This is a genomic window from Paraglaciecola chathamensis S18K6 (assembly GCA_000314955.1).
GTDB lineage: Bacteria > Pseudomonadota > Gammaproteobacteria > Enterobacterales > Alteromonadaceae > Paraglaciecola > Paraglaciecola chathamensis.
In genome coordinates, this window is record BAEM01000032.1 from 142,411 (window position 1) to 158,118 (window position 15,708).

Annotated in this window: 16 protein-coding genes; 14 read left to right on the forward strand and 2 right to left on the reverse strand. The window is 43.4% G+C overall.

Annotated elements, in window-relative coordinates; translation table 11 throughout:
- Positions 1 to 7 precede the first annotated feature (7 nt).
- The 4 genes from GCHA_RS10265 (at position 8) to GCHA_RS10280 (ending at position 4,059) form a co-directional block, all read left to right on the forward strand.
- Positions 8 to 1,090 (forward strand): glycosyl transferase family protein, encoded by a 1,083-nt coding sequence (locus GCHA_RS10265; protein WP_007987866.1) that lies wholly within the window; start codon positions 8 to 10, stop codon positions 1,088 to 1,090.
- A gap of 237 nt (positions 1,091 to 1,327) precedes the next feature.
- Complete coding sequence (locus GCHA_RS10270) at positions 1,328 to 1,966, forward strand: ANTAR domain-containing response regulator (protein ID WP_007987868.1); 639 nt, start codon at positions 1,328 to 1,330, stop codon at positions 1,964 to 1,966.
- Entirely contained in the window at positions 1,959 to 3,071 is a 1,113-nt protein-coding gene (locus tag GCHA_RS10275; protein ID WP_007987870.1) for a CmpA/NrtA family ABC transporter substrate-binding protein, read from the forward strand. Before GCHA_RS10270 ends, GCHA_RS10275 begins: the two co-directional genes overlap by 8 nt.
- Positions 3,072 to 3,450: 379 nt before the next feature.
- A complete protein-coding gene (locus GCHA_RS10280) occupies positions 3,451 to 4,059 on the forward strand; it encodes an FMN-dependent NADH-azoreductase (protein WP_007987873.1) in 609 nt (202 codons plus the stop codon).
- A gap of 60 nt (positions 4,060 to 4,119) precedes the next feature.
- Here GCHA_RS10280 and GCHA_RS10285 read toward each other — a convergent pair whose 3' ends face one another.
- On the reverse strand, positions 4,120 to 4,662 hold the full coding sequence (locus GCHA_RS10285; protein WP_007987875.1) for a glutathione peroxidase: 543 nt from the start codon (positions 4,660 to 4,662) through the stop codon (positions 4,120 to 4,122).
- 171 nt (positions 4,663 to 4,833) lie between these two features.
- Between GCHA_RS10285 and GCHA_RS10290 the strand changes: the two genes are divergently transcribed.
- Together GCHA_RS10290 and efpL are read left to right on the forward strand one after the other, a co-directional pair.
- Positions 4,834 to 7,356 (forward strand): S9 family peptidase, encoded by a 2,523-nt coding sequence (locus GCHA_RS10290; RefSeq protein WP_007987877.1) that lies wholly within the window; start codon positions 4,834 to 4,836, stop codon positions 7,354 to 7,356.
- Positions 7,357 to 7,554: 198 nt separating this feature from the next.
- Positions 7,555 to 8,127 carry an elongation factor P-like protein EfpL gene (gene efpL / locus GCHA_RS10295; RefSeq protein ID WP_007987880.1) on the forward strand — a complete coding sequence of 191 codons (573 nt, stop codon included), beginning with the start codon at positions 7,555 to 7,557 and terminating at the stop codon, positions 8,125 to 8,127.
- A 201-nt stretch (positions 8,128 to 8,328) separates the two neighbouring features.
- Here the strand turns inward: efpL and GCHA_RS10300 are convergent, their stop codons facing one another.
- The gene (locus GCHA_RS10300) at positions 8,329 to 8,856 is read right to left on the reverse strand and encodes a DUF3750 domain-containing protein (protein WP_007987882.1); all 528 of its coding nucleotides are present in this window, start codon (positions 8,854 to 8,856) and stop codon (positions 8,329 to 8,331) included.
- Between the two features lie 413 nt (positions 8,857 to 9,269).
- Here GCHA_RS10300 and GCHA_RS10305 point away from each other — a divergent pair, with 413 nt between their 5' ends.
- The 8 genes from GCHA_RS10305 (at position 9,270) to GCHA_RS10340 (ending at position 15,633) form a co-directional block, all read left to right on the forward strand.
- Complete coding sequence (locus GCHA_RS10305) at positions 9,270 to 10,235, forward strand: GGDEF domain-containing protein (protein ID WP_007987884.1); 966 nt, start codon at positions 9,270 to 9,272, stop codon at positions 10,233 to 10,235.
- A 68-nt stretch (positions 10,236 to 10,303) separates the two neighbouring features.
- Positions 10,304 to 10,729, forward strand: coding sequence for an energy transducer TonB (locus GCHA_RS10310; RefSeq protein WP_007987887.1), 426 nt, complete (start codon positions 10,304 to 10,306; stop codon positions 10,727 to 10,729).
- A 142-nt stretch (positions 10,730 to 10,871) separates the two neighbouring features.
- On the forward strand, positions 10,872 to 11,120 hold the full coding sequence (locus tag GCHA_RS10315) for a DUF3297 family protein (protein WP_007987888.1): 249 nt from the start codon (positions 10,872 to 10,874) through the stop codon (positions 11,118 to 11,120).
- A 152-nt stretch (positions 11,121 to 11,272) separates the two neighbouring features.
- Positions 11,273 to 11,521: a hypothetical protein gene (locus GCHA_RS10320; RefSeq protein ID WP_153810710.1), complete on the forward strand. Its 249-nt coding sequence runs from the start codon at positions 11,273 to 11,275 to the stop codon at positions 11,519 to 11,521.
- A gap of 195 nt (positions 11,522 to 11,716) precedes the next feature.
- Positions 11,717 to 12,559, forward strand: a complete 843-nt coding sequence (locus tag GCHA_RS10325) for an SDR family oxidoreductase (protein WP_007987891.1) — start codon at positions 11,717 to 11,719, stop codon at positions 12,557 to 12,559.
- A 104-nt stretch (positions 12,560 to 12,663) separates the two neighbouring features.
- A complete protein-coding gene (gene egtB, locus GCHA_RS10330; RefSeq protein ID WP_007987893.1) occupies positions 12,664 to 13,944 on the forward strand; it encodes an ergothioneine biosynthesis protein EgtB in 1,281 nt (426 codons plus the stop codon).
- Between the two features lies 1 nt (position 13,945).
- On the forward strand, positions 13,946 to 14,932 hold the full coding sequence (egtD, locus tag GCHA_RS10335; RefSeq protein ID WP_007987894.1) for an L-histidine N(alpha)-methyltransferase: 987 nt from the start codon (positions 13,946 to 13,948) through the stop codon (positions 14,930 to 14,932).
- Between the two features lie 323 nt (positions 14,933 to 15,255).
- On the forward strand, positions 15,256 to 15,633 hold the full coding sequence (locus GCHA_RS10340; RefSeq protein ID WP_007987896.1) for a VOC family protein: 378 nt from the start codon (positions 15,256 to 15,258) through the stop codon (positions 15,631 to 15,633).
- Positions 15,634 to 15,708: the final 75 nt, after the last annotated feature.

Consider the following 15,708-nt stretch of genomic DNA (forward strand, 5'->3'; position numbering starts at 1 on the left):
AATATTCATGAGAAAAAACACTCACCCTGAAAATATTCCTGAGTTTAAAGAATTTATCCGCATTATTGGCCGAGGCCAAAGGGCAGGGGGCACATTAACCCAAGTTCAAGCGTATCAAGCGATGAAAATGCTGATTAATGACGAGATCACCCCAGAACAAAAAGGCGCGTTTTTGATGTTACTTAGGGTGCGCGAAGAAACCGCAGAAGAGTTAGCTGGGTTTATTCAAGCCTTTCGTGAAGTGAATGAGCCGCAACTCACTGATTTACCGATTGATATTGATTTGGGCTGTTATGCCGGTAAACGTCGGCATTTACCTTGGTTTTTGTTAGCGGTGATGGCCTTTGCACAACAAGGCAAAACGCTATTTTTACATGGTACCCATGAGCCTGATTCTAACCGATTGTATTTAAAAGATGTTTTGCCACAGTTAGGAATTGACGTTGCTACAAGCGCTTGCCAAGCGAAAAAACTTCTGGCTCAACATGGTTTTAGTTACATGGATTTAGCCGATATAAACCCTAAGCTTGATGCCATGATCCAGCTGCGTAGTCAGTTTGGTCTTCGCTCCTGTGCGAATACGCTGGCGCGTATGTTAAATGCGAGTCAATCAGCCAACAGCTTACAAGGCGTATTTCACCGAGATGTAGATAAAAAACACAGTCGTTGTGCATCGCTGGTCAACGAGCAAGCACAGAGCGAGAACAGCATCTTATGTTTTCGCGGCGAAGGGGGCGAAGTAGAATACAACCCTGAGCGCGATGTGACTTTGCATTTGTGCCGCGGCAGATTAGAAACGAGCATAGCTGTACCTGCGACCTTGTCGCATTGGGTTACCAAACCTAAAACGTTAGACGTGATGCAACTTGTTCAGGTTTGGCAGGGTGAACAGATAAATGATTATGCGACGCATGGCATCATTGGTACGCTGAGTTTGTTCTATATGCTGATTGATAAGTTAACACTTGAGCAAGCAAACGCTCAAGCCGAATTATGCTGGCAAGCGCGAAATAAAACGTGGCCATTTACCCTACCAGCAAAGCCTGATTTGCCAAGCTTTGACACAACAGGCAAGCATCAGGCCCATTAACTTCCGCCGTGTGATGGTGTGCTTTAACACCATCAATGATTGGTCGTATTTTTCACCGATTAATTTTTGTGCAGCACGCTGCACTCTTGTGGTGCGCCTGCCCATTTACGTACATTAAAATGCATTCAAACTTCTCTTAATATATTTAATGTATTGTTTTTATTGAAGTTATTTTATTGGCGTAGGCTTTGCAATCGCTTTGGTAAGATCAGTGCGTGACAAAGTCAGGAATATCCGTTGATATCCACAGCAAAAAAAACAACCCAGTTAGCCTCGCATGAACAGCTAAATATTTTGCTTATTGATGAGAATGTGCAGCGAGCGGAGTCTATTGTGACTGCGCTTGGCAATTCTCGCTATAAAGTGAGTCATTTAGCGTGCACGCAAGCTGGATTATTGAAACAGGTTGATGAAATTCAGCCAGATATCATAGTGATTGATATCGAATCGCCAAATCGCGATATGTTGGAAAGCCTACATACCATTTCACATTACAACCCTAAGCCGGTAGTGATGTTTTCATCACAGCAAGATACTGAAACCATAAACTTATCGGTGCAATCAGGGGTAAGCGCTTATGTAGTAGGGGATATTGACCCAGAGCGTGTTAAACCGATACTCGACGCTGCCGTTGCTCGGTTCAAAGCATTCCATAAGTTAAAAGATGAGCTAGACGATACTAAACATCAACTCGAGTCCCGTAAAAGTATCGATTTAGCTAAACGATTATTGATGAAGACAAACAAGATGAGCGAAGAACAAGCCTTTCATAGTATGCGTAAAACCGCAATGGACACAGGCCAAAAGCTCGAAGACGTGGCTAAAACGATAGTGTCTATGCTTCGCTCATTGGAACAAGGACACGAACATGATTAAGCCAGAACAACCAAATATTTCGCTTGGGTTTATCCCATTGACCGACTCAGCCCCATTGATCATTGCAAAAGAATTAGGTTTTTTTGAACAATGGGGGCTGAACGTCACGTTGCAAAAGCAAAACTCTTGGGCAACCTTACGAGATAAGTTACATGCAGGCGTGCTTGATGCGGCACAAATGCTTGCCCCCATGCCATTAGCCAGCGCGCTTGGACTAGGCGCACCACCAGCAAATGTGATCACGCCTTTGGTACTGAGCCTAAACGGGAACGCGATCACGCTTTCTGAAGGTTTATTGCAAGAGGTACTTAAAGAAAACGAAATTAACAGTGTGACATTACCAATGGCTGCTTATTTACTGCAAAAAGTGGTAGAGAAGCGTAAGCGCAATGGAGAAGCCAAGCTTAAGTTCGCTACCGTATTTCCGTATAGCTGTCATTACTATCAACTCAGAGATTGGTTGAAAGCAGTAAAAGTTGATTTAGACGATGTGGAAATGCTCGTGGTTCCCCCGGTTAGTATGGTGGAGTGTTTAAAAAACGGTGACATAGATGGATTTTGCGTAGGTGGGCCGTGGAATGCCAAAGCCGTGCGAGCTGGTATCGGCATGACGGCTCTAACGTCATTTGATATCTGGCAAGATTCACCTGAAAAAGTCCTCGGTTTGCTGGAAGAGTTCCATAAAAAATACCCCAACACCGTGTTGGCGTTATGCGCTGCATTAAAGCAAGCCTGTGCGTGGCTTGAATCTGTGCCGAATCGATTTGAGGCAGCAAGGTTGCTGTGTAATGAGAAATATTTAAATGCAGAGCTGGATGTCATTGCCCCTTCTTTATTAGGCAGTTGTTTGACCCATCAATCTTTACCGCCACGAAGCATTCCGTCTTACAATCAGTTTTCGGTGAGCAATAATGGCTGTATTAATCAACCTGAATTGGTGCGTGGTGAATGGTTAATTAAACACATGGTCAGCGCTGGGCAAATTCCACCCCATGTAACGATCCCGCTAGATTTGGTCGCCAAGGTATTTAGACCAGATATTTATCAGCAAATGCGTTTACTGATTGAAGATCAAGGTGTGCAGTTTTATCGTCGCTCTGGCTGATTACACCAATCCGCGTTAATAGTTAGCCCCCGCAGAGTGCATACGGCGGTTTTTGATTAAGACGTAGCTGTGTAACCTAAAACCTGAATACTGCATTCTGGCTGGGTATGTATTTGGACGAGAGTGATTTAAGATATTGAATTATATAATTTATATTTAGCTTGAACGATACTTTTAGCCAAAAAATCAGGTTATGGAGTCATGCTTGTTCTCTTTAAATTAACGAGATCTTTCAAATGGTCAGAGCGCAGAGCCATCACTTATTAACGTGGAATATTATTGTTTCGATTTTATAGAATTAAAACCTTTATTTAATGCGATTTTTATTCGGTAAATTAACTTTATACTGAAAATAAGTTAGTTAATTAAAGGATTCTAGATGAAAAACGTATTACAACTTAATGCCAGCCTACAAGGCGATAACGGCCAATCAAGCAAATTGGCCAGTGAATTTGTTAATAAACTTCAACAAAGCGAAGCGATCCATCTCGACAAAGTTGATTTGAATACGTTGAACCTGCCGCACTTAAGCGCACAAGAAATGCAGACGTGGAACATGGTAAGTGACAGCATGAGCCCAGAGCAAACCGAACTTGCGCGCTATTCGAATACGCTACTAGAACAGCTAGAAGCCAGCGATATCATTGTTGTTGGTATGCCAATGTACAACTTCACCATTCCTTCGACATTTAAGGCATGGATTGACCGGGTTGCGAGAGCGGGGCGCACATTCAGTTATACCAGCGAAGGTCCTAAAGGCCACTTGGTAGGTAAAACCGTTTATGTATTTGCTGCCCGAGGCGGTATTTATCAAGGGACTGACAGTGACACACAAACCCCTTACTTACGCTTAGTTTTCGGTTTAATGGGGATTACAGACGTTAACTTTGTTTACCTCGAGGGTTTAAATATGGGGGAAGAACACGCGCAAACCTCATGGCAAGCTGCACGTCACACACTATCAGAGCTATTGCCTGAAACCGCGTAAGGGTGGTTAATAAAGCAAAGGTTATAATAAGAAGCCCGAATTGATTCGGGCTTCTTTGTGCTACCGCTTTAAAGTGTCTTCGATTGTACTAATAAATTGTGGATCCGTCGGCTTTGTTGAAGAGGCATAGGTATTGACCAAGTTGCCGTTTTTGTCCATCAGGTATTTATAAAAATTCCACTTCACTGTGGTGCCTGATTTTTTAGCCAACATTTTATACAAGGGATCAGCATCACGCCCGCGCACAGGCATGGCTTCAAACATAGGGAACTCCACGCCGTAGGTTAGTTCGCACAGCTCAGCCGTCTTGCCTTCATCTTTATCTTCTTGATTAAAATCATGCGAAGGAAAGCCTAATACCATCAAGCCTTGATCTTTATACTTACTGTATAAGTCTTCTAAGCCTTTAAATTGCGGGGTAAATCCACAATAACTTGCTGTATTGACAAACAATACGGTTTTGCCAGCATAGGCGTCACACATATTGACTGTTTCTTGTGAGTTAAGTTTGCGTTTTACAAACTTAAGTAAATCTGGACACTGCGCACTGTGCGCCAAGTTGCAAAAGAGCATTAGGCAAGTGATAGCGAGTAACTTCTTCATGTGAACCTCGACATTTTTATACATAGCCAGCAGCTCTATTATGTTTATTTTACTTATTATAGCGCTGACTAATTTGTAAGTGTGTTTGTGTAGCAGTTTAAACTGATTGAATTTACGTTTAAAGTAAATTGTTATCCAAAAAAATTAACAAAATCCGCAGAGAAAACAACAATGTATAATTATTCTAAAAAACTGCTTGTGGTTATTATTTCAACCGGTCTTTTCGCCTGTAGCGCGACCCAGTCGGTTAGTACGCAACCGAGTAATAATGAAGCGACTAACCCTAGCATAGCACCAACACATCAAGGTACACCTACTATTGATGGGCAAAACCAAACACACACTGACGGCACGCTAACCCTTGAGCAGATTATGGCTGATCCCGATTGGATTGGCCGCCAGCCGCTCAGCAGTTATTGGGGAGACAATAGCGAGTCCGTTTTTTATAGCCAAAAAGAGAAGGGGTCTTCTTTGACCCACTTATGGCAAGTGGATAGCCAAAATGCCAATGAAGCACAGCAAGTTGCATTATCCAAGCTACATGCCGTGAGCTATTCTGACAGCGTAACTAACCCACAAGGAACCTATTCTGCATGGGTATTCGAACGTAATATCTTTATAAAAGCATTGAGCGGTGCAGGGCCAAATGCACTGCGCCAAATAACCCAAGACGGCGGTGAGCCTAAGCAGCTAAAATTTCTAAACGATGGGCGCTTAGCCTATCGTCGCGGCAACCGTATTTTCAGTGTTGATCTAAACAGTGGTTTTTCGCAAAAGCTGGTCTCTTGGGAATTCAGTGACGCCCCGGAAGCGAATGCCAAACCCGCTGATTACATTGCTGAGCAGCAAATAGCGCTGATTGATTACGTCGCTAAAAAGCGCAATGATCGTCAACTGGAATTTAACCAGCAAAAAGTATTGGCTCGGCAAAATAATACGTTGGCTCCCGAGGCCTTTTATTTCAGTAAAGATGATCAATGGGTTGAATCGAGCATATCCCCCAATGGCAAATGGTTGCTGATAGCGACAAGAGAGATGCAGCCGTCTCGCGGTGAAGATGATTTGATGCCTGCTTACATATCTGAAGACGGGCGTATCGAAAGTAAAGGCGTGCGCCAGCGTGTGGCAGACGCAAAACCGGTTAATCATGATTTATGGTTGCTCGATTTAACCTCCCATAAAAAATATTCACTGAGTTACCATGCTCTACCAGGCTTTAATGATGACGTGCTAGCTGAGGTAAAGCGTGAAAATGCTAATGCAAAAGGCACGACTTATCAGACCAATCGCTTACCAAGAGATATAGTGCTGATGCGTGACTGGTCATGGGATCAAAGTGCCATTGAGTGGCACGAAAATGGCGAACAAGTCGCTGTGATGCTTGAAGCGTGGGATAACAAAGACAGATGGCTTGCCACTGTCGATCTTCAGCAGCATCGGCTTGTTAACCAACATCGGTTACATGATGATGCATGGATCAATTATCGCTTTAATAGCTATGGCTGGTTACACAACACTGAGCAACTGTATTATTTGTCGGAAGAATCAGGTTATGCCCATCTTTATTTAAAGGCGCTCAACGGCAATGCAAGCGCGTTAACCTCAGGGCGCTTCGAAGTAAATAACCTGACCTTGAGTAAAAACGACGAATACGTTTACTATCAAGCGAATCAAAAACACCCAGGTATCTACGAAATTTATCGGGTCAATATAGCGAGCAAAGAGATAGAAGCGCTAACCGACTTAAACGGCATGACGGATTACACGCTCAGTCCAGATGAAAGCAAGCTATTACTGACCCACTCAACATTGACGTCACCTCCTGAGTTATATGTTCAAGAGGCCAAGCCTAATGCGCAATCAACTCGCTTGACGCATACCGTTAGCCCAGAATTTTTAGCTATGAATTTCGCTGCGCCAGATATTGTGCCGGTGAAATCCAGCCATACCACACAGCCTATATTTTCTCGTGTTTATCAACCTGCCGACGTTGAAAACAACGAAGGCGAGAAACGCCGTGCGGTTATCTTTAGCCACGGCGCCGGTTATTTGCAAAATGCCCACTTAGGATGGTCGGGGTATTTTCGTGAGTTTATGTTTCACAATATGCTAGCGCAACAAGGTTACGTCGTAATGGACATGGATTACCGCGCGTCAGCCGGGTATGGTCGAGATTGGCGTACGGCGATATATCGTCATATGGGCAAACCCGAAATTGACGATTTACGTGACGGAGTAAACTGGTTGGTTGAAAACGCCAACGTGGATCGCCAGCGTATCGGTACTTACGGCGGCTCATATGGCGGGTTTATGACCTTTATGGCTTTATTTACCCAACCTGATTTATTCCAGTCTGGTGCGGCGTTGCGGCCAGTGACCGATTGGGCGCACTACAATCATGGTTACACTTCGAATATTTTAAACACACCAGATGTTGACCCCATAGCCTATGAACGAAGCTCTCCATTGTACTTTGCCGAAGGTTTAGAGAAACCATTGCTGATTAATGCCCCCATGGTCGACTCTAACGTGTTTTTTCAAGATACAGTGCGCTTAGTTCAGCGTTTAATTGAGCTTGAAAAGCAAGATTTCGAGACCGCAATATATCCAGTTGAGTCCCACGGTTTTGTGCAACCAAGTTCATGGTTAGATGAATATCGTCGTATCTACAAGTTGTTCGAAACAACCTTGTAAAGCTTTATTAGGTGAGCGCTTTTGCTCACTGTTAACCATGTTATAGAAATTGCCCAGCTGGCCAAGTTGGGCTTTTTTATATCGGCAGCAGGGGATAATCTTCTTGCCTTACATCGCTATTCTGGTAATTTCGATGCGAAATTTATTTGATGACTCACACGAGTCGCGTATCAGCGATAGAATCCAGAGATAAATCTAATGCCAAAAGCCAGTGAAGTAAAAAAGAACGCCGCCATTGAACATAACGACAAAGTTTATGTGGTCAAGGATATCAACAAATTGACCCCAAGCGGACGGGCTGGTGCCAGCTTGTACCGTATGCGCTTGTATGAAGTGACCACAGGAGCAAAAGCGGACGAGAGCTTTAAAGCTGATGAAATGATTAAAACCGCAGATTTCATGCGCCAGCCAGTAACGTTCTCTTATATAGACGGCGACGAATATGTGTTTATGAACACAGAAGATTACACGCCTTATAACCTGAATAAAGAAACAATCGAAGAAGAATTACTGTTTATAGCTGAGGATACAACTGGCTTGCAGGTGATGATTGTCAACGGTTCAGCAGTGGGCATTGAGTTACCACCCAATGTGGAGCTGGTGATCACTGAAACTGACCCGTCAATTAAAGGGGCATCAGCCAGCGCACGCACTAAACCTGCTACCTTGAGCACAGGGTTGACAGTGCAAGTACCTGAGTATATTTCAAGCGGTGAGCGTATTAAGGTCAGTACCAGTGAGCATAAATTTGTTAGCCGTGCGGATAAATAACGTTTATTACCAATCCCATCAAGGCTAAACCGGTAAAGCGTATAATCAATAAGGCCCATAGCTTTTGCTCTGAGGGCCTTTTTATTATGAGCTACAGCGCGTGATTGCTCGTCGTTTGTAATACCAATAAATAATTAATACCAATTCCATTAAATATTTAACCACTTAGCAATTATTTAATGGAATTAGATTAAAGCACGACTAGTGTGCATAGCCACTGCCAATTGCTCTAAACGGCATAGTGAGTTCAAGTTCAGGGACTTGCAAACCGACCCATGCGGGGAATGTATTACTGTTAGGCCCTGGGAATAGGGTGTATTCATTTGCCCAAGGGTAATAGTTTACTGCGATTAACACTTTAGGGATGAGCTCTGTTGCTCGCGCTCCCTGAATGGATAATATTTTTTCTGGTTTTGCACCATACCAGTACCTATCAGGGGTAATGGTTTTATATTCGGTTAATGCGGGTGAGTTTTTAGTTAGCGCCCAAGAAACCACTTCATATACAGTGTACGTTGGTGCGTTTTCTGGTTTTATGGCGAGCCAAGTGTGCACAGCAAACCAACCACGCCAGCTAAACGCATCAGCGGCATAGATTTCAATCGATGCTTGAGTATCGGTCGCTGGATCCAGCGCCAACCCCGCAGACTCTCGAGATGCCGTACGCCAGTCACTTTGAGTACATCCAGACAGTAGGCTTAGCATTGTCACTACAATCAGTGTTTTCATTTATCCTCACCTGGATCAGTCGCTAGCGGCGTATTTTGGGTTTTAATAGCACTCTATTATTTGATGTTATTGGTTAATAATAAAGCAAAATTAACTCGCTAACTCAATAGCCTTGTGTCAAAGGGCACCAATATATAGCCAGAAATGCTCCTAGAATTAATGGTCTAAGCTAAGGCTAAAGCAGAAAGATACTAGATTACGAATTATGTAAAATTTTCCTTTGCCCACTTGCTTTTAGCGATAATTAAAGCCGCTTAGTTACCATACGTATTGGTAAGTTAATCGCCCCGAATCGGCGTCATTATTGACTTTTGTGGGGGTATACGTGGGTTTAATTTAGCGCAAAGCATGGTGTAAATAAGCAGCTGATACACTAATATGAAAGCATTAAGCCCAATGCGAGCCAGTGCTATATGTTTGCAAATAAACAAATAGAAAAGTACTACCAACAATGCGAAGCGCTGCTTAACTTCACCGGTGTCTCTTGGTGGATTATTGATCTCGAAGAAGCCCCTGACGTGTTTTATTGCAATAAAACCATGTGCGACACCTTTCATTTGGGCAATGATATTCAGCATTCGATTAGCAAAACCTGCCCAATCGCGGGGGATTATAATAAATTTATTGCGATAAAAAGCAGTGTTAGTGCACAAGAAATATATAAAGAGTATGACGATCTTAAGAACAACAAGATTGCTGAGTACGATAATCGGTTTCCTTATTACGATGAAACAAAAGATAAGGTCCTTTATTTTTCAAGCCGGGCAAAGGCACTGGTTCGCAATGAGTTTGGTAAAGCTGTTTTGCTACTAGGTATTATTGAGCCAGAAGCGGTCAACGAAGAATTATATAAGCAAGCATCAATCGATAGTTTAACCGGTTTGAAGAATCGTCGCGCTTTCGACAGTCAATTACAGTTTATGCTTAATTTGGCCAAACGTGAGAGGCGAACAATTTCCTTACTTATGTTTGATATTGATCATTTCAAAGAATATAACGACTGTTTAGGCCATTACTCTGGTGACTTATGTTTAAAGCAGATAGCAGTGTTGCTGACTAAATCCTGTTGTCGTGAAACGGATATTGTCTGTCGCTACGGGGGAGAAGAGTTTGCCATCGTGACCTATGGCGATAGTCATAATACGTTGCGATTAGCTGAGAATGTTCGGCGCTGCGTTTATGAATCTAATATACCTCATCCTAAGGTTGCCTCAGGTAGAGTCACTGTAAGTGCGGGCTACATTTCTGTTTTAGCAGATGAGCACACAACCCCTAGAGCGTTGATTGAAAGCGCAGATTGCGGATTATATTTGGCTAAACGCAAGGGGCGAGATCAAAGTATATGCGGCCTAAGGGTCAATGAAAACTTGGCAGGTTAATTTATCCAATACCCGCAATTTAATAAGCTACCAAGCTACGAATCATCAGCACAAATAATGGAATGTGAATGAATACTAGATTACTACTAATGGTCGCAGCGTTGCTTATGGTGGCATGTTCGAGCGCGCCAAATAAGAATACGTTATCGCCTGTGGATTTAACGGCAGATAAAAACGCAGTAAGCGATTATTGGTTGGTCTACAGAAAAGTCACAGCACCATATCCCGAAGCAGCCAAGTCGCAGAAATTATCAGGCTGTGTCGAATTCACCTTGGTCATCGATTCACTTGGGCAGGCAGTGGAGCCTAAAATAACTAAATCATTTCCGGCTGGTGTGTTCGATCAACAAGCATTGAGCGCGATTAAGAACTGGCTTTGGGTACCCGCACAAGCAAACACTGAGCGACGGGCGTCTATTATTAGCCTTCAGCAAGATTTTGTTATACGCCAGTCGAGCAACAGTAAAGCGGCATATGACGCCTGTAAAATATAATGCGAGTTGCAGTGTATTGGTAAACATCAAATCGCGTTATGGCTGAGTTTTATTTAACGGCCTGCGCTATTCCCTAACAGATATTGAGTGGTGCAAACATATTGTCTACAATGGCGCACTTTTTAGAATTTAGGTCATTTTTATGAACGACATCACTAACTTACCGCCACTACCAGATCGCCTTTCTAGCAACCCGCGCAGCCCACATTATGACGAGGCCGCCTTTGAGCACGAAATTGGTATTCGTGTGAACGGTAAAGAGCGCACTAATGTAGAAGAATACTGTATCAGTGAAGGCTGGGTAAAAATCCCTTCGCCTAAAGCGTTGGACCGCCGAGGACAGCCGATGTTAATCACCCTAAAAGGGAAAGTGGAAGCATTTTACGCTTAGGCGAAATGTATTTACCGCTGATTAACGACGACTAAATAGCCTTTGTGATGCGCGTGTTGGTGATTTATTACACTGGCCGCGCTACTCAGTAAATACGGCCCTTAGTAAATGTGCTCCTCAGTAAATACGCTTCGCCTCTTGAGTAGGTCTATATGAACATGATCACGATGATAATCACTCTGATAGGCTTACTGGTATTTATTGTTGGTGGAGTCGTGTTGTTGCTTCAAGCTTTCAACAAAAGTATTGCATGGGGACTAGCCTGTTTTTTTATCAATCCTGTTTGTTTGCTTTTTATCGCGCTGCATTGGGACGAAACAAAAGGGACGTTTTTTATCCAAGTTATTGGATTTAGTGTTTTGCTAATAGGTTTAGGCTTACACCAATATATCCATATTTAACCCAGTTTATGGTTGTTTCTTGCTTAGCATTGGGCGCAGGACTTATTTCTCCCTACTCTTATTATCACCTGACTATCATCTTATTATCATCCATGTAGCGTCACTTAACAGCGCGCAATTTACCTGTCTTTTTTTTTTACCCTCCAACTGTTATGTTAATGCGTACTGCGCTTAACTACCGACAAGGTATTGAACATGAAAATTGCTGTAACCGCTGCAAGCGGACAACTGGGTGGTTCAATCGTGAATGCCCTTGTTAAGCAAATAGGAACAACTAACGTTGTTGCACTCGCAAGAACGCCAGAAAAAGCCCAAGGGCTTGGTGTAGAGGTACGCCCAGGAGACTACAATAGCCTTACTACCCTTGAGCGCTCATTAATAGGTGTGGATACCGTTTTGCTTGTCTCAGGAATGGATGCGCCGGATAAACGAATAGAGCAGCACCGCAATGTAATCAATGCGGCTAAAAACAGTGGCGTTAAAAAAATTGTATACACCAGTGTTCAGGGGGCAGAGCATGACACTGCGTTTTCACCTGTTATTCAAAGTAACCGCCAAACTGAAGAAGACATTAAGTCCTCTGGATTAGACTGGGTAATCGGTCGAAATGGCATTTATATTGAGCCGGACGTTGAATATATTGAGAGTTATAAAAAAGCGGGTAATGTTTCAAATTGTGCTGGACAAGGGCGCTGTGCCTACACAAACCGTGAGGAGCTCGCTTATGCATATGCCAAAATGCTATTAGAAGATAAACATCAAGGTCACACGTATAATTTACACGGTGAATTACTGACCCAGGCGCAATTAGTTGACCACTTAAACCACGCTTTTGGGTTATCGTTACGTTTTATTGCACTGACGTACGAAGAGTACAAAGCAGATCGTGTCGCTGAACTAGGGGACTTCATTGGTACTGTGATAGCCGGCATTTATCAAGGTATTGCCCAAGGAGCGCTCGAAAACGAGAGTCACTATGCACAAGCTGCTGGCAGGCCTCATCAAACATGGCAAGACTACTTTGCACGCTTAAATTAGCGCGCCGCGTCGTGTTTTTCATTGAGTTTGCACGATTTTTCATTAAATTTTCATTAAAGCCATTAATACTCTGAGAGTTAACTGAATAACAAGAAGCACTTATTATGATTGCAACTGCGCACATTGTTGATAATTCCGCTGATACCCTAATTGCTCGATTTCATTCGCGGCGCCAATACAGTCTTGCTCTGGCTGAGCCATTGACCAGCGAAGACATGCAGTTACAGTCTATGCCTGATGCCAGCCCAACAAAATGGCATTTGGCGCATACGACGTGGTTTTTCGAACAATTTATTTTGTTGCCCTTTGTAGAAGACTATCAGTCACCTCAACCTCAATTTAATTATTTATTTAATTCTTATTACGAACAAAAAGGTGAGCGTTATCCTCGAGCGCAACGCGGTATGATCAGTCGGCCGGGGATTGAAGACGTCTATGCCTATCGCCAACAAATAGACAGCGCGATTGAGCAGCTACTGACAACAAACACCAGTGATGAGCTAGTTTCCTTGATTGAACTTGGCATGAATCACGAAATGCAGCATCAAGAATTGCTGTTAACGGATATCTTACATGCTTTTTCACTGAACCCTCTTTATCCCGCCGCGTTTAACACAAAGTCCGGCATAACTGAATTAAGCGCTGATCACCAATCTACTTCAGAGCAATTTATTCGCTTTGATGCAGGGTTACACCAATTTGGGGTAGCACCTCAAACAGATTTCTATTTTGATTGCGAAGGGCCGAAACACAAAGCGTATGTTTCACAGTTTGCATTAGCCAAAGGGTTGGTAACGAATGCTGATTGGTTGCTTTTTATCGAAGCAGGAGGCTATCAAAACCCAGTGTTATGGTTGGCTGATGGGTGGGCCGTCGCGCAACAAGAAGGCTGGCAATGCCCACTTTATTGGCGCAAACAAGGTGATGCATGGTATCAATTCACCTTAAACGGGTTGGTGCCATTAGCGTTAAATGCGCCGGTTAGTCATATTAGCTATTATGAAGCCGACGCTTACGCCCAGTGGAAAGGGTGCCGGCTGCCCACTGAATACGAATGGGAGCTAGCAGCGCGCGAGCAAGCCATTAGTGGTAACTTTTCAGAGAAGCAAATTTTTTCACCTATGCCCTGTGCAGAACAAGGCGTCATGCAGCTTTATGGCGATGTTTGGGAGTGGACTCGCAGTCCGTACACCCCTTACCCAGGATACAAAGCCCCAGAAGGCGCGGTAGGCGAATACAACGGCAAGTTTATGTCCGGCCAATATGTTTTACGAGGCGGTTCTTGCGTTACGCCCATTGAGCAAATGCGCTCAACTTATCGCACCTTCTTTTACCCTAATCAACGTTGGCAGTTTATGGGCTTACGTTTAGCTAAGGATTGTTAATATGTCAGTACCTCCAGTTGCACAACGAGCGGATTCAACGAATCAACTTAGTCCAGAGTTACAACTTATTGCTGAAATAACAGCAGGGTTGAATGCCCAACAAAAGATTATTTCGTCTAAATTTTTTTATGACAGTGTAGGCTCAGATCTATTCGATCAGATTTGCGATTTACCAGAATATTACCCATATCTCACAGAAATGAATATGTTGCCGCATATCGCTGGTGATTTATCTCAGTCAATCGCACAGCCGGTGGAGCTGGTTGAATTTGGTGCAGGCAGTTTAACCAAGATTCGAATACTGCTTGAAAGCATTAAAATGATTGAATCTGTGGTGCCTATTGATATCGCTCACAGTCATTTACAAAGGGCTGCCGATAAACTCTCCGCTGATTACCCACACGTGAATGTGGCGCCAATATTTGCCGATTTTACCCAACCTGTGTCGCTGCAGAATAAAGGCAAAAATCAAGATCAATTGCCGAAACTAGGCTTCTTTCCTGGCTCAACCATTGGTAATTTTAATCGTGATTTTGCCCTTACGTTTTTGCAGCGGTTACGCAAAACGCTAGGTGACAGCGGAATGTTATTAATTGGCGTGGATACAAAAAAATCGCTGCATACACTTCATCAAGCTTATAACGATAGTGCAGGTGTTACTGCCAAGTTTAACCTTAATATACTGCGCCACGTAAACCATATCGCCGCCAGTAATTTTGACCTCGACGCGTTTGAGCACTACGCATTTTACAACCCGCATTTTGGTCGTATAGAGATGCATCTTGTTAGTAAAATAGAGCAGAGTGTTCATATCAATGGCCAATCGATTTCCTTCGCCCAAGGAGAAACCATTCATACCGAAAACTCCTATAAATATCGTCCTGATGAATTTGTTCATTTAGCGCGCATGGCAGGCTGGCGATTAGAACAGCAATGGTTGGCAAATGACGACATGTTTTCAGTGTTCTTACTGCATGCTGATAGATGACCCTCGTTAAATAGGGCTTCTGGAAAATAGCTCATTGAATATGCTGGTTAAGTACCGCTGGATAAGTACGGCTGCACAGGTACGTCTACACAATAGTGGCTTGTCGATTGCGCAGCATGCTTAAGCGTCTTTTTTGCCGCTTCGCTAAATTCATTGCTAGGCTCCAAAAGTACTGATAAATTAATGCATTAACTAATATTACAACCAGATTTACTGGGATTTATCTATACCGCACTGCCAATATTGTTGGCGCTAGGGCGTTAGCTTATTTCTGGTCAATTTGGTTTATGCCACTAGGCCCATTTGTAAGTAGGAGTTGAAGTATGTTTAGTCATGTGATGATAGGTGTAAATGATATGGAGGCATCAAAAAAGTTCTACGATGCCACCATGCAGGTATTGGGCTATAAGCCAGGTGGAATGGATGAAAAAGGCCGTTGTTTTTACTTTGATAAAAGCGGTGTTTTTGCATTAACGAAACCGATCAACGGTGAGCCTGCATGTCATGGAAACGGCACAACACTGGGCTTTAAAGTGGAAAGCACAGAGCAAGCAGAAGCGTGGCACGCCGCAGGGGTCGCTAATGGTGGTGTGGCTTGTGAAGACCCTCCAGGAGTGCGCGGTGAAGGTGAAAATAAAATGCACCTAGCGTATCTACGCGACCCTGCGGGTAACAAAATTTGTACGCTAATCCGAGTTTAAATAACTTTGATCCGCGTTGGGATTGCGCCTTAAGCTTAAGCACCATAGCTCGAATAACGTGGATCCAATCAATCT

What these genes read in the sequence shown, in the direction of transcription:
- GCHA_RS10305 (WP_007987884.1), top strand. Translation starts at nt 9,270, where the DNA reads ATGTTTGCAAATAAACAAATAGAAAAGTACTACCAACAATGCGAAGCG.
- egtB (WP_007987893.1), top strand. Translation starts at nt 12,664, where the DNA reads ATGATTGCAACTGCGCACATTGTTGATAATTCCGCTGATACCCTAATT.
- GCHA_RS10280 (WP_007987873.1), top strand. Translation starts at nt 3,451, where the DNA reads ATGAAAAACGTATTACAACTTAATGCCAGCCTACAAGGCGATAACGGC.
- egtD (WP_007987894.1), top strand. Translation starts at nt 13,946, where the DNA reads ATGTCAGTACCTCCAGTTGCACAACGAGCGGATTCAACGAATCAACTT.
- efpL (WP_007987880.1), top strand. Translation starts at nt 7,555, where the DNA reads ATGCCAAAAGCCAGTGAAGTAAAAAAGAACGCCGCCATTGAACATAAC.
- GCHA_RS10290 (WP_007987877.1), top strand. Translation starts at nt 4,834, where the DNA reads ATGTATAATTATTCTAAAAAACTGCTTGTGGTTATTATTTCAACCGGT.
- GCHA_RS10315 (WP_007987888.1), top strand. Translation starts at nt 10,872, where the DNA reads ATGAACGACATCACTAACTTACCGCCACTACCAGATCGCCTTTCTAGC.
- GCHA_RS10300 (WP_007987882.1), bottom strand. Translation starts at nt 8,856, where the DNA reads ATGAAAACACTGATTGTAGTGACAATGCTAAGCCTACTGTCTGGATGT.
- GCHA_RS10325 (WP_007987891.1), top strand. Translation starts at nt 11,717, where the DNA reads ATGAAAATTGCTGTAACCGCTGCAAGCGGACAACTGGGTGGTTCAATC.
- GCHA_RS10340 (WP_007987896.1), top strand. Translation starts at nt 15,256, where the DNA reads ATGTTTAGTCATGTGATGATAGGTGTAAATGATATGGAGGCATCAAAA.
- GCHA_RS10310 (WP_007987887.1), top strand. Translation starts at nt 10,304, where the DNA reads ATGAATACTAGATTACTACTAATGGTCGCAGCGTTGCTTATGGTGGCA.
- GCHA_RS10285 (WP_007987875.1), bottom strand. Translation starts at nt 4,662, where the DNA reads ATGAAGAAGTTACTCGCTATCACTTGCCTAATGCTCTTTTGCAACTTG.
- GCHA_RS10275 (WP_007987870.1), top strand. Translation starts at nt 1,959, where the DNA reads ATGATTAAGCCAGAACAACCAAATATTTCGCTTGGGTTTATCCCATTG.
- GCHA_RS10320 (WP_153810710.1), top strand. Translation starts at nt 11,273, where the DNA reads ATGAACATGATCACGATGATAATCACTCTGATAGGCTTACTGGTATTT.
- GCHA_RS10265 (WP_007987866.1), top strand. Translation starts at nt 8, where the DNA reads ATGAGAAAAAACACTCACCCTGAAAATATTCCTGAGTTTAAAGAATTT.